Raw genomic sequence first — 12274 nt, 5'->3', positions numbered from 1 at the left:
ATGTTGCTTGAAGAACATGCGACAGAATTTGGTTTATGGTTTATTCATAAAGCGGCTTATGCATTTTCAAGTTCGGAACAAGTACAAACTATTACTGAATTTATTTATCAGGTGGATGAATTAATTCAGAAAATTGGTCAATGTGAAAGTCAGGCACAGGCAATTGAAATGATTCAATCCATTCGTGCCAAGAATCGTGAAATTTTGCATTTAGTCGATCAAATTTTTCAGGTGTCTGAATATATCAATTCAGGCAATGATGCCTTAACTCAACTGCTCAACCGCCGTTATTTAAATACCATCGTGTCCCGTGAAATTAATTTTTCACGAAAAAATAATTCGCCTTTAACATTGTTGGCGATAGATGCCGATCATTTTAAATCAATCAATGACCGTTATGGACATGCAGCAGGAGATGATGCATTACAGTTTTTAGCTGATGTGATTTTGCAATATGCAAAAGGCAGTGACTATGCCTTCCGAATTGGCGGCGAAGAATTTTTACTGTTACAGATTGATACCACCATTGATCGTGCCTTGGTAGTCGCTGAAAATATTCGTAAACGTGTCGAAAAAGCCACATTAAAAACATCAACAGGTGAAGAATTTAACTTTACCATTAGTATAGGTGTGCATGAATATGATGGGCATCCAGACTATCAACGTTTTTTTGAAGAAGTGGATAAAGCCTTGTATATGGCAAAAAATAATGGACGCAACAATGTGTCTGTAGGTTGAATCTGAAGATGTATCAAGCTAATTTTTTAATCTAAAACCCAAAAATCCCGAACATAAATTTCGGGATTTTTTATTTGATTGAGGAACTTAGCCACAATTTAAAAACTCTCAGGCACCGCACTTAAAAATTCACGACGGGCTTCTTTATCTGTTTTAAAGTCACCTACAAAAGATACGGTACGTGTGGTCGATTCCTGTTTGCCTACACCGCGCATCATCATGCACATATGGGCTGAATCAATCACCACAGCAACACCGCGTGCTTTGGTCACTTCAGCCACAGCTTCCGCAATTTGCTGAGTCAGATTTTCCTGAATTTGCAAACGACGTGCAAACATTTCGGTAATACGGGCAAATTTAGACAAGCCTAAAACATTACCTTCAGGTAAATAGGCGATATGCACGCGACCATAAAATGGCAATAAATGATGTTCACACAGTGAGTAGAACTCAATATTTTTCACCAAGACCATTTCACGGTTGTCGGATGGAAATACGGCATTATTGGTCACTTCGGCTAAGGTTTGGCTATAGCCCGAAGTTAAATACGAAAAAGCTTTAGCAGCACGCATCGGCGTATCTTTTAGACCTGGACGATTAAGATCTTCACCAACGGCGGTTAGGATGTTTGCGTAGGATTGCTGCATAGACATAAGACGTGTTCACTTACACTGATATTGAACAAGGTCGGCATTGTAACAGAAAACTATTGCAATGCCTTGTTTAAAAGATGAAACCGATTACTGTTTAAACTTTGGGTTCTTTTCGCTGCGTTTAAGCAACACTAAAACTGCACCAGTGCCACCTTGTTTTTCAGGCGCACTCACAAAAGCCAAAACATCACGATGCTGACGCAGCCAGCCATTTACATAAGTTTTTAAAATGGCTTCAGGGCCTTTGCCATGCACAATTTTAATCACGTTCTGGTTTTCATCTTTAGCCATTTGAATGATTTGCAAAACGGCTACCCGCGCTTCTTCTACCGTACAACCGTGCAAATCAACAGCTTCAAACCAGCGTAAGTTGCCTGCTTTTAAATCTTCAAAGACTTTATGTTGCAAAGTTGCAATGCGATAGCTCAGCGAAGCTTGGCTGCCCACAGGGTTAAGCATGGCTTGCGTATCGGACAGCAAGGTATCATCGGTTTCCATAGGGCCTATGGCTGCTGCACGTTTGGCCAGTGTTTGTGCATCAGGTTTTTTTCTGGCAGGTGTTTCAAGTTTAGCAATATTGCCCGCATCCATTTTTCGGACACCTTGCATTTGCTGATGAAACAACGCCAAATCATCTTCCTGCTGTTGCTCAGGTGTCTGAACTTTAGGTTCAGACGATTTGGCAATAGGAGCAGAATGTGGCTGAGTGATTTGCTTTTTAAAAGACTTCAGTAGCTTGTACTGTTCTTTAGAAAGCGAAGAATCATGTTTACTCATGGTATTTCAAATTGGATTATAGATTTTCAGGCTGACCAAACAGTGCCGTAAAGGCATGGTCAGGACGTGCTTGTTTCATAAAACTTTCACCGACCAAGAAACTGTGAATCTCATGGTCTTGCATCATGCGGACATCTTCTGGTGTGGCGATACCACTTTCAGTGACCAATAAACGCGCAGGCGGCAACAAGTTTTTTAAACGCAATGAGGTGTTTAAATCGACTTCAAAGGTTTTTAAATTTCGGTTATTGACCCCTAAAATACAACGCTCTGAAAGATTCAAAGCACGTTCCAATTCATTTTCATCATGCACTTCAACCAACACATCTAAGTGATGTTCAAAAGCCGTTTCCGACATTTCTTCCAACTGTTGGTCAGATAAGCAAGATACAATCAATAACACACAGTCTGCATGTAAGGCACGTGCTTCCACCACACCATACGGATCAATCAAGAAATCTTTACGCAGAGCAGGCAAGTTACAGTGTGAACGGGCAATCTGAATATTTTCATCTGCACCCTGAAAGAAATCGACATCAGTCAGCACAGATAAACAGGCTGCGCCTGCGGCTTCATATTGCTGTGCAATTTCGGCAGGGTCAAAGTTTTCACGAATAATGCCTTTAGATGGTGATGCTTTTTTAATTTCCGCAATCACCGCTGGGCGTTTGTTATGCAAGGCTTGTGCAAAGCCACGTGCAGGTGTTGCTGCACGTGCCAATTGTTCTAGGTCTGCATAACTGCGTTGTTTTAAACGCTCGGCAAACTCTTCTTTTTTACGTTCTACAATTTTACCTAAAATGGTATTGCTAATATCCACCATGATGCACCTTCCTGATTTGCTTTATGCTTCGTACTGTTTGAGCGTTTTGGTAAATTCAGACAACACGCCCATTTTTTCCAAAGCTTGTCCACCATAAATAATGTCATGTGCCAAAGCGACACCTTGTTTGTAGCTTGTAGTTAGACCCGAAACATAGATACCCGCACCCGCATTGAGTGCAATCATATTGGCCGCTTTTTCGCCTTTATCTGATTTGTTTTTGCCTAAAGCATCTTTAATCAAACTCAAGCTTTCAGCAGAGTTTTCTACAATCAGTCCTGTTAAAGTTTGAGATTCAATTCCCACGCTTTCAGGGGTAAGTTCCCATTCGGTAATTTCACCATCTTTGAGTTCTGCAACATAAGTGCTCGAAGCAAGGCTAATTTCATCTAAACCATCTTTAGAATGCACCACCATGACATGCTCAGCACCGAGCTGTTTCATCACTTCTGCAATTGGGCGGCACAATTCATTGCTAAACACCCCAATGACAAAACGCTTTACACCCGCAGGGTTAGTCAATGGCCCAAGCAAGTTGAAAATACTGCGAATACCCAACTCTTTACGCGGGGTAACCGCATATTTCATGGCTTTGTGATGATTCGGTGCAAACAAGAAACCTACGCCCATTTCACGAATACAGCGTTCAGTTTGTTGCATGTTTAAGTCAAGATTAATGCCTGCTTGCTCAAGTAAGTCAGATGAGCCTGATTTGGTTGAAACCCCACGGTTACCGTGTTTGGCAATGGTTGCACCTGCAGCTGCAATGACAAAGGAAGAGGCGGTAGATACGTTAAATAGGTTTTGACCATCGCCACCTGTGCCGACAATATCCACGAGGTAAGGAATATCGCTGACATCAATTTTGATGGCAAATTCACGCATTACACGTGCAGCAGCAGTAATTTCATCAATGCTTTCGCCTTTTAAGCGTAAGCCCATCATCAATGCACCAATTTGAGCGTCTGTTGCTTCGCCCGACATAATCGCGCGCATCACATCTTCCATTTGAGGCTGAGTCAGGTGAATTTGTTTTGTAATATGGTTGAGTGCTTGTTGAATATTCATGTGATTTGACTCGCTCATTATGCGTAAATTTCCAAAAAGTTTTTAAAGATTTGATGACCGTGTTGGCTCAGGATCGATTCGGGGTGAAATTGCACGCCTTCAACAGGCAAAGTTTTGTGCTTCACGCCCATAATTTCTTCCATCGAACCATCTGCTTCTTTGGTCCAGCATGTCACTTCCAGACAATCTGGCAAGGTTGCTTGATCAATCACCAAAGAGTGGTAACGGGTTGCAGAAAATGGTGAAGGCAGATTGCTAAAAATACCTGTGTTGCTGTGGTACATATCCGATAAACGACCATGCATCACGGTTTTAGCGCGCACAATGTTTCCACCAAAGGCTTGTCCGATACTTTGGTGTCCTAAACACACGCCCAGTAACGGAATTTTGCCTGCGAAATGCTGAATGGCAGGAATAGAAATCCCTGCTTCAGATGGAGAACAAGGGCCTGGGCCAATCACCAAATACTTGGGTTGCCATCGCTCAATATCTTCTAATGTCACGGCATCATTACGAACGACTTTTACTTCCTGATTTAACTCGCCAAAATACTGGACGATGTTGTAGGTAAAAGAGTCATAATTATCGATCATTAAAAGCATGAGCTAACCTATTGAAAATTGAACACTTTAAGTGCTAAAGAGTCTGAGATAATTTGCTTTATTCCTGCGCCTATAATGAGAAAGGACTTTATTTTTCTTGTCGAAAAGAAGGTGGAATAAGGAAGCGCTTATCATCATAGCAAAAAATAAGCATTTTCTGCGGACTATTTATATGATAATCCCTGTTAAAGCTTATCAGCGCATTCACCAATTTATAGATTTTCAAAGCTTATTACACATTGTTCAGGTTTGATCTGAAAGAAATGAACACATGATCAAACAGGGTCATTCACCAGTCATATTTTAGCTTCACACTTATAGATAACGTAAAAAATGCGCTAAAAAGTAGCATCATGGCGCATGTTATTAGCGGTTCACGTCAGGTAGTTTGAGTGCAGCGTTTCGATAGAAAATACAAATCTGCAGTATAGATATTTTCAATCAGCTTGATCGAAAATAATACAGGTTTAGGATTTTTAAACGATCTTATTATTTTTGCTCAATAAAAAATAAAGTGTTGTTTAAGATTGGTCGGATAATTTGCATTGCTCAATACAACCATGGCACAGCAAAATGCTTGCATAGATACTGTTTGAGCTATTTTTTGATCTACAATTCAACAGAAATAAAACATAAATGCACTAAAATGGTGCTATGTTTTGCAGTTTTAAATCAAATCAAATGAACAGTGTTTGAATATGGTGCAAATCGTATTTCTGACAGTATAATAGAGACAAAGTAATTTTTTTAAATGATGTATTCTCATACGGAATTCATGGTTTTAGCTTTGCTTTTAAAAGTTGGTACGCTAATTGCTTAATAACTGCCAACTACTAACACGCACTTTCGGGTGCAACAAAAAACATCGGAGCAAAATGAGCATGGCGAACAAGGTCCTTCAACTCATCCAAGAAAGTGGTGCAAAATGGGTCGATTTCCGCTTTACAGATACTAAGGGTAAAGAGCAGCACGTAACTTATCCTGCAGACAGTATCGATGAAGATACCTTTGAAGACGGTAAAATGTTTGATGGTTCTTCAATTGAAGGCTGGAAAGGAATCGAAGCATCAGACATGATCTTACGCCCAGATGCCAACACAGGTTTTATTGACCCGTTCTTTGCAGAACCAACAGTGGTTGTAACGTGTGATGTTATCGAACCATCGACAGGTCAAGGCTATGACCGCGATCCACGCTCTATTGCTCGCCGTGCTGAAGAATATTTAAAATCGACAGGTATTGGTGATACTGCTTTCTTTGGCCCAGAACCAGAATTCTTTGTATTTGACGAAGTAAAATGGGACATCGATATGTCTGGCGCGCGCCACACATTAATCGCTGAAGAAGCTGCATGGTCTACAGGTAAAGACTACGAAGCTGGTAACTCAGGTCACCGTCCACGTGTGAAAGGCGGTTATTTCCCAGTACCACCAGTAGATTCTTCTCAAGATATGCGTGCAGATATGTGTGCAAAAATTGAAGAAATCATGGGGCCTGGTCGTGTAGAAGTACATCACCATGAAGTTGCATCTTGCCAGTTAGAAATTGGTGTGAGCTTCAATACTATGGTGCGTAAGGCTGACGAAGTGCAACAGTTCAAATATGCAGTTTGGAACGTTGCGCATCAATATGCAAAAACTGCAACCTTTATGCCTAAACCAATGGTAGGCGATAACGGTTCAGGTATGCACGTACACATGTCTATCTCTAAAGATGGCAAAAACTTATTCGCAGGCGATGAATACGCAGGTTTGTCAGAAATGGCGTTGTACTTCATTGGCGGTATTATCAAACATGCCCGCTCTTTGAACGCGTTGACTAACCCATCGACCAACTCATATAAGCGTTTAGTACCGCACTTTGAAGCACCAATTATGTTGGCTTACTCAGCGCGTAACCGTTCTGCATCTATTCGTATTCCTTACGTGTCTAGCCCGAAAGGCAAACGTATTGAAGCGCGTTTCCCTGATCCAATGATGAACCCGTACTTAGGTTTTGCGGCATTGTTGATGGCGGGTCTTGACGGTATTCAAAACAAGATTCACCCAGGTGAAGCTGCAGATAAAAACTTGTATGACCTTCCGCCTGAAGAAGAAGCAAAAATCCCAACTGTGGCACACAACCTAGAAATGGCGCTTGATGCTTTGAAAGAAGATCACGACTATTTATTAAAAGGTGGTGTATTCACCAAAGACATGCTTGATGCTTATATCGAATTGAAAACTGAAGATGTACGTCGTTTGAACACGACGACTCACCCAGTTGAATTTGATATGTACTACAGCTTGTAATACATCAAAAATCTTAAATTTGAAAAACCCGCTTCGGCGGGTTTTTTGTTTTAGATGGTGCAATCATGGTTTTGAATTGGCATAGATTTTATCAAAATATAAGAATTCGCTTAATTTTTTTGGATAATTGCAGGGAATTGCGCCATCGGTCACAAAACTTTGCCTAAATTTGGGCTACACTAGGCTATCTTGTTAAGGTGGCGGAACATGCGAACACAGCCTATTTTTCCCAAGCAGGCAAATCTGCCTTCTGAATTAAAAACATGGCTATATGCAGCAGGTTCTTTGACCCAACAACTGACTCAGCTCGCAGGCGGACAATTTAAAGTTGAACCACTGCAGCAATCTTTTCAGCGTTTAAATTTACAAGATGCCCAGTGGATGCAAATGCCACATTGGCACACTTCATGGGTGCGTGAAAGCTATTTATATGGGTGTGATGAACAGCCATGGGTCAAAGCCAAAAGTATTTTTCCGATTCTAAGTTTGCAAAGCAAAGCCCGTTTATTTCAGCATATTGGCAATAAACCCATTGGCTGGTTTTTATTTCAGCGTACCAATCCGTTGTGTCAAAGGCGTGTGGTTTTGCTCGATGAAGGCTGGACACGACAGAGTTGCTATACTTGGCATGGCTGTAAATTTATTGTGCAAGAAACTTTTTTACCGCGTTTTGAGCAATTTATTCAACAACATTAAGATACGAGATTGGTATGGCATTGGCACAGCAGATCACGTGGCGTGAGCGTTTAGAAGCATATTATTATTTGTGTCGTTTCGATAAACCGATTGGCACAGAACTGGTGTTTTGGCCAACCATGTGGGCCTTGTGGATTGCTAATCAGGGCATGCCGTCTATCGGGATATTAATCCCTATGATTCTGGGCACAATTTTTATGCGCGCTGCAGGCTGTGCCATTAATGACTTTGCTGACCGTAAGGTAGATGGTCATGTAGAGCGTACCAAAACACGTCCTTTAGCCACGGGTGTGATTAGTGCCAAAGAAGCCATTTATGTATTCTTAGGTTTGGTTGCACTAAGCGCAGCCATGTTGTTATTTTTACCAATTGAAACTTTCTATTGGTCATTTGGGGCATTATTTTTAGCGTTTATTTATCCATTTATGAAACGCTACACTCATTTACCGCAAGTGTTCTTGGGAGCTGCATTTTCATGGTCTATCCCGATGGCTTATACCGCTGTAGGTGCAACGCCTGATCTTACTTGTTGGTTATTGTATTTTGGCAATTTGGCGTGGACTGTGGCTTATGACACCCAATATGCAATTACTGACCGTGAATATGATTTGAAAATTGGGGTGAAATCTACCGCAATTTTATTTGGTCGCTATGACATTCAGATTATTTCATTGTTGCAAGCGGGCAGTGTGCTTTTGATTGGTACGGCATTGTGGTTAGAAAATTTATTGATTCCGTTTGGTTTAGCGGCGTTATTGGTGGTGGTTGCAGACTTTATATATCAATGGAGTAAAACTAAAGATAAAGATCCGCAACGTTGTTTTTGGGCATTTCGTCATAACCGTTGGGTAGGGCTGATTATTTTTTCAGGAATCGTATTGGCTTTAATGTAAATATTTCTGTGCGATAAAAAACTGAGCAAAGCATCTGATGGTAGTTTGGTCAGGTGCTTTTTTATTCGATCGCTGATCAATTTTTGCTGTTAAAAATTAAACTGAGCATTAGAACGTGCGTACTTATGCACAAAGCACAATCAGCATTATTCTGATATATTGAGCTTCATTTTGATGCGTTTGAAATAGGAATATATGATGTCACAGTCTGAGCAGCAAAGTCCTGAAAAAAAGCCAAGTCTAAAAAAGATGATTATCTTGGCAAGCTTAGGTTTGTTGATTCCTATCTTTTTGGTCAGCATGGCATTTTTAGCAGTCAATAGTGATGCCAAAAATCAGGAAAAATATAAACAACAGCAGGCAGAAATTATTGCGCGTATTGAAGCGCGTGAAGCTGCAGAACAACAAGCGAAGCAGGCCAGTCAGATACAAGCCGCTTCAGAAGCTACACCTTAATATCGAGTTGATGATTTCAGCTCAAATCTGATTGCAATTGTCTGATACTCGGAATTTCGGTGTATCGGACAACGCGATAACCTGCCTCGTGAAACATTGCATCCCGTTCTGCATCTTCCTGTTCTTTGCCAATATGTGAGGGGTCATCTAACTCTATAATTGCAATGACCTGCATTTCTGCATTTAAGATCACAAAATCAGTCACTTTACGATTAAACAGCGCACGAATTTTATAGTGGTTGTTGGTGATTAATGCGCTAAACGCCACTTGCGCCAAGATGTGATGCTCAGGAAAAGCTTGTTTTAAACGCATAAACATTCTGCGTTCAAAAGCAGTCATCATCGGTTTAGGATAAAAGTTTTTCTTGGGGAAAAATAATTGCTTAAAAATTAAGATAAACAGGGCAAGGCTAGCCAAGCTGCCAATAAGCAAGAAAGTCGATTGACTGGATTCAAACATAGATGATGCGGTGTCGTTAGACCCTAAACGGCAGGAATAAAAAACCCACATCATAATGCGTGGGTTTTTTAAGAATTTTGGCTCTCCCACCTGGGCTCGAACCAGGGACCTGCGGATTAACAGTCCGTCGCTCTACCGACTGAGCTATGGGAGAATCTGACACGCATTCTATGTGGGTATCTGTTTTTGGTCAAGCTGGAATTGAAAAAAAACCGTAATTATAGATTAACTGCTTTAAAAATAATCATCTAGCTTTGTTTCAACGCAGTTTTTAGAGTGCTTGAATGGCTTTTATATAATCTTCGCGTGTCTGTGGTGGGTTGGTTTTACGACATAAGTTAATTAATTGCAGCATCTCTTGCTGAGTCATTTCTGTTTTCACTTGGCTTTGAATTTGTTTTAAGGTGGCTTGTTGTTGTGCGTTCAGATCACGACTGCATTGATACAGACGTTCATACATGAGTGTCGCAGCAGTTTTATTGCTTTCAGATTTTTGCGTACATTGAAAAATTGCAAAAATCACCACAATCAGAATTGTCCAAAAAATCAGGGATTTTAACCAAGGCGCTTGCATGGGCTTTCAAGTTTTATTGTTGTTGATGAACCTAAGTTAGCGAAAAAATAGAGTCATCACAAGAGGGGATAGCCCGATCTTCACTGTATGGTTTTAATTTTGATTTAAGGGGAGAGTGAGGCCTGTTCCATTCGTTTAGAATATCATATCCACTATAAAAACAATAAAAATTGCAAAAAAAAATCCCACGTCATACTGCGTGGGATTTTTAGAATCTTGGCTCTCCCACCTGGGCTCGAACCAGGGACCTGCGGATTAACAGTCCGTCGCTCTACCGACTGAGCTATGGGAGAATAGATTGGCTCTCCAACCTGGGCTCGAACCAGGGACCTGCGGATTAACAGTCCGTCGCTCTACCGACTGAGCTATTGGAGAATCTGTGGGGCATTTTAGGGATGAAAGTTTAAGTCGTCAACACGTTCATCATCAGAAATGTATTGTTTGCTTTATAAATATTCATTTCATCTGTAAAAATAAAAAAACTGCCCATAAAGAGCAGTTTTTCTACAGAAAAATAGAAATTATTTTTCTACACCTGCATCTTGACCTGCGTATTTCGCATTTGCGTAATCCCAGTTTACCAGGCTTTCTAAGAAAGTTTTGATGTAAACAGGACGTGCGTTACGGAAGTCGATGTAGTAAGCGTGTTCCCAAACGTCAATCGTCAATACTGCAACTTTGCCGTGTGCCATTGGTGTGTCAGCATTTGAAGTTTTCATAATAGAAAGTTTGCCATTCACTTCGTCAGCTACTAACCAAGCCCAACCTGAACCGAATTGAGTTGTTGCAGCAGCAGCAAATTCTTCAGCAAATTTTTCGTAAGAACCGAAAGCTTCATCAATTTTAGCAGCCAAAGCACCAGTAGCTTTACCACCACCGTTTTTCGCCATACAGTTCCAATAGAACGTGTGGTTCCAAACTTGCGCTGCGTTGTTGAATACACCAGCTTTAGCTGCATCGCCTGCAGTTGCTTTGATGATTTCGTCTAAAGTTTTACCTTCAAGCTCCGTACCCGCGATCAAGTTGTTCAGGTTCACAACATAAGTGTTGTGGTGTTTGTCGTGGTGGAATTCTAAAGTTTCTTTGCTGATGTGTGGAGCAAGATCTTCGTAACCGTATGGTAAAGCCGGTAAAGTAATGGTTGTCATGTTTTCAATTCCTTGCATTTTGCTGGGTTTTAACATTAAGTGGCTCTATTGTAATAGATTTCGAGATCAAATTGCGCATTAGGTATAAATAACCATACAGAATAAGACTCGAATGTATACATCTAAAGACTATGTTAAACACAGATGTCATTTGAGTGAAATCGTTGGGTGAAACGGTGTATTAAATTGGGTTATTTAATTCAAAATAACTATACTCAATATTAAACTGTTCTGAAATAGCTTTTGCGAGTCGTTGTACACCATAGCGCTCAGTCGCGTGATGTCCGCAGGCATAATAATGCACGCCTAGTTCTTTGGCTTCATAATAGGTGCGTTCACTGACTTCGCCCGAAATAAAGGCATCACAACCTTGTTCTGCCGCTTTGCCAATAAAATCTTGTGCTGCACCCGTGCAGAACCCTACTTTTTGAATCTGACTTTTTTCGGCAGGAAGATGAATGGTTTTAAAGCCTAAACGCGCTGTGAGATAGTCACGAAATTCGGTTGCGCTCATGGCTTGCTTTAAAAAACCAATATTACCAATAGGATGACGTTCACTCGGGTCTAGGGCTTGCAAATTTTCTAATGCCAAACATTCAGCAATGGCAGCATTATTGCCTAGACTTGGGTGTGAATCGAGCGGTAAGTGATAACCCACCAAAGAAATATCATGCTGGATTAAACTTTTGATGCGTTTACCGCGCATGCCTGTAATTGGGTAAGGTTCGCCTTTCCAAAAATAGCCATGATGTACCAACAGTAAGTCTGCATTTTGGGCAATAGCAGCATCAATAGCCTCTTGAGAGGCAGTCACTGCACATAAAATTTTTTGAACTTCAGACTTACCTTCAATTTGTAAACCGTTGGGCGCGTAATCTTTAAATTCATGTGTATTTAAAGTTTGATCACACCATTGAATAATTTCTTTTAGCTGCGCCATAACTTTCTCAAATTGCTCATATTTAGCCAATATCAAAACATATTTTGTATTGTAACTAAAGCAAGACAAAACTCTTGGGCTTTTTTATGTTTCTATTTGTGTTTCGTTTTACAATAGCTCATTCAATGACTTAATCATCAAAAAAAATTTACTTA

13 protein-coding genes, 3 tRNA genes and 1 pseudogene are annotated in these 12274 nt (G+C 40.6%); 5 read left to right on the top strand and 12 right to left on the bottom strand.

Annotated features, from left to right (window positions below):
- Window positions 1-21: 21 nt before the first annotated feature.
- Window positions 22-738 (top strand): annotated as a pseudogene (locus tag FTU39_RS01420) (GGDEF domain-containing protein); the annotation flags it as partial.
- 98 nt (window positions 739-836) lie between these two features.
- Here the strand turns inward: FTU39_RS01420 and folE are convergent.
- The 5 genes from folE to FTU39_RS01395 form a co-directional block, all read right to left on the bottom strand.
- Window positions 837-1385, bottom strand: a complete 549-nt coding sequence (folE, locus tag FTU39_RS01415) for a GTP cyclohydrolase I FolE (protein WP_171062567.1) — start codon at window positions 1383-1385, stop codon at window positions 837-839.
- A gap of 93 nt (window positions 1386-1478) precedes the next feature.
- Window positions 1479-2168: a Smr/MutS family protein gene (locus tag FTU39_RS01410; RefSeq protein ID WP_180051621.1), complete on the bottom strand. Its 690-nt coding sequence runs from the start codon at window positions 2166-2168 to the stop codon at window positions 1479-1481.
- 16 nt (window positions 2169-2184) lie between these two features.
- Complete coding sequence (trpC, locus tag FTU39_RS01405; protein ID WP_104853201.1) at window positions 2185-2991, bottom strand: indole-3-glycerol phosphate synthase TrpC; 807 nt, start codon at window positions 2989-2991, stop codon at window positions 2185-2187.
- 21 nt (window positions 2992-3012) lie between these two features.
- Complete coding sequence (gene trpD / locus FTU39_RS01400) at window positions 3013-4059, bottom strand: anthranilate phosphoribosyltransferase (protein WP_004971918.1); 1047 nt, start codon at window positions 4057-4059, stop codon at window positions 3013-3015.
- Between the two features lie 17 nt (window positions 4060-4076).
- On the bottom strand, window positions 4077-4661 hold the full coding sequence (locus tag FTU39_RS01395) for an aminodeoxychorismate/anthranilate synthase component II (RefSeq protein WP_004971915.1): 585 nt from the start codon (window positions 4659-4661) through the stop codon (window positions 4077-4079).
- Between the two features lie 875 nt (window positions 4662-5536).
- On the opposite strand from FTU39_RS01395, the gene glnA reads away from it, so the two are divergent.
- From glnA to FTU39_RS01375, 4 genes are all read left to right on the top strand, one after another.
- The gene (gene glnA / locus FTU39_RS01390; protein ID WP_171287402.1) at window positions 5537-6952 is read left to right on the top strand and encodes a type I glutamate--ammonia ligase; all 1416 of its coding nucleotides are present in this window, start codon (window positions 5537-5539) and stop codon (window positions 6950-6952) included.
- 207 nt (window positions 6953-7159) lie between these two features.
- Window positions 7160-7648 carry a chorismate lyase gene (locus tag FTU39_RS01385; RefSeq protein WP_004971911.1) on the top strand — a complete coding sequence of 163 codons (489 nt, stop codon included), beginning with the start codon at window positions 7160-7162 and terminating at the stop codon, window positions 7646-7648.
- Window positions 7649-7662: 14 nt separating this feature from the next.
- Entirely contained in the window at window positions 7663-8541 is an 879-nt protein-coding gene (gene ubiA / locus FTU39_RS01380) for a 4-hydroxybenzoate octaprenyltransferase (protein WP_131261595.1), read from the top strand.
- 198 nt (window positions 8542-8739) lie between these two features.
- A complete protein-coding gene (locus FTU39_RS01375; protein ID WP_180043367.1) occupies window positions 8740-8997 on the top strand; it encodes a hypothetical protein in 258 nt (85 codons plus the stop codon).
- A gap of 16 nt (window positions 8998-9013) precedes the next feature.
- On the opposite strand, the gene FTU39_RS01370 is transcribed toward FTU39_RS01375, so the two are convergent.
- The 7 genes from FTU39_RS01370 to FTU39_RS01340 all read right to left on the bottom strand — a co-directional run bounded on the left by FTU39_RS01370 (window position 9014) and on the right by FTU39_RS01340 (window position 12119).
- Window positions 9014-9457, bottom strand: coding sequence for a DUF2726 domain-containing protein (locus FTU39_RS01370; RefSeq protein WP_004971902.1), 444 nt, complete (start codon window positions 9455-9457; stop codon window positions 9014-9016).
- Between the two features lie 78 nt (window positions 9458-9535).
- Window positions 9536-9611: transfer RNA gene (locus tag FTU39_RS01365), tRNA-Asn, on the bottom strand.
- Between the two features lie 117 nt (window positions 9612-9728).
- Window positions 9729-10031 (bottom strand): hypothetical protein, encoded by a 303-nt coding sequence (locus tag FTU39_RS01360; RefSeq protein ID WP_004971899.1) that lies wholly within the window; start codon window positions 10029-10031, stop codon window positions 9729-9731.
- 217 nt (window positions 10032-10248) lie between these two features.
- Window positions 10249-10324: transfer RNA gene (locus FTU39_RS01355), tRNA-Asn, on the bottom strand.
- A gap of 6 nt (window positions 10325-10330) precedes the next feature.
- A tRNA-Asn gene (locus FTU39_RS01350) sits at window positions 10331-10406 on the bottom strand.
- A 146-nt stretch (window positions 10407-10552) separates the two neighbouring features.
- A complete protein-coding gene (locus FTU39_RS01345) occupies window positions 10553-11179 on the bottom strand; it encodes a superoxide dismutase (RefSeq protein ID WP_026438302.1) in 627 nt (208 codons plus the stop codon).
- Window positions 11180-11360: 181 nt separating this feature from the next.
- Complete coding sequence (locus FTU39_RS01340) at window positions 11361-12119, bottom strand: Nif3-like dinuclear metal center hexameric protein (RefSeq protein WP_004971895.1); 759 nt, start codon at window positions 12117-12119, stop codon at window positions 11361-11363.
- Window positions 12120-12274: the final 155 nt, after the last annotated feature.

Origin of the sequence: Acinetobacter sp. YH12099 (genome assembly GCF_013419195.1) — a bacterium.
GTDB classification, from domain to species: domain Bacteria; phylum Pseudomonadota; class Gammaproteobacteria; order Pseudomonadales; family Moraxellaceae; genus Acinetobacter; species Acinetobacter towneri.
Note: the sequence above shows the minus strand (reverse complement) of the source record. Positions and strands in the feature narration are given on the sequence as shown.

Excerpts from the sequence above, each read along its gene's own strand:
- folE (WP_171062567.1), bottom strand. The coding sequence starts at position 1,385 with ATGCAGCAATCCTACGCAAACATCCTAACCGCCGTTGGTGAAGATCTT.
- FTU39_RS01410 (WP_180051621.1), bottom strand. The coding sequence starts at position 2,168 with ATGAGTAAACATGATTCTTCGCTTTCTAAAGAACAGTACAAGCTACTG.
- trpC (WP_104853201.1), bottom strand. The coding sequence starts at position 2,991 with ATGGTGGATATTAGCAATACCATTTTAGGTAAAATTGTAGAACGTAAA.
- trpD (WP_004971918.1), bottom strand. The coding sequence starts at position 4,059 with ATGAATATTCAACAAGCACTCAACCATATTACAAAACAAATTCACCTG.
- FTU39_RS01395 (WP_004971915.1), bottom strand. The coding sequence starts at position 4,661 with ATGCTTTTAATGATCGATAATTATGACTCTTTTACCTACAACATCGTC.
- glnA (WP_171287402.1), top strand. The coding sequence starts at position 5,537 with ATGAGCATGGCGAACAAGGTCCTTCAACTCATCCAAGAAAGTGGTGCA.
- FTU39_RS01385 (WP_004971911.1), top strand. The coding sequence starts at position 7,160 with ATGCGAACACAGCCTATTTTTCCCAAGCAGGCAAATCTGCCTTCTGAA.
- ubiA (WP_131261595.1), top strand. The coding sequence starts at position 7,663 with ATGGCATTGGCACAGCAGATCACGTGGCGTGAGCGTTTAGAAGCATAT.
- FTU39_RS01375 (WP_180043367.1), top strand. The coding sequence starts at position 8,740 with ATGTCACAGTCTGAGCAGCAAAGTCCTGAAAAAAAGCCAAGTCTAAAA.
- FTU39_RS01370 (WP_004971902.1), bottom strand. The coding sequence starts at position 9,457 with ATGTTTGAATCCAGTCAATCGACTTTCTTGCTTATTGGCAGCTTGGCT.
- FTU39_RS01360 (WP_004971899.1), bottom strand. The coding sequence starts at position 10,031 with ATGCAAGCGCCTTGGTTAAAATCCCTGATTTTTTGGACAATTCTGATT.
- FTU39_RS01345 (WP_026438302.1), bottom strand. The coding sequence starts at position 11,179 with ATGACAACCATTACTTTACCGGCTTTACCATACGGTTACGAAGATCTT.
- FTU39_RS01340 (WP_004971895.1), bottom strand. The coding sequence starts at position 12,119 with ATGGCGCAGCTAAAAGAAATTATTCAATGGTGTGATCAAACTTTAAAT.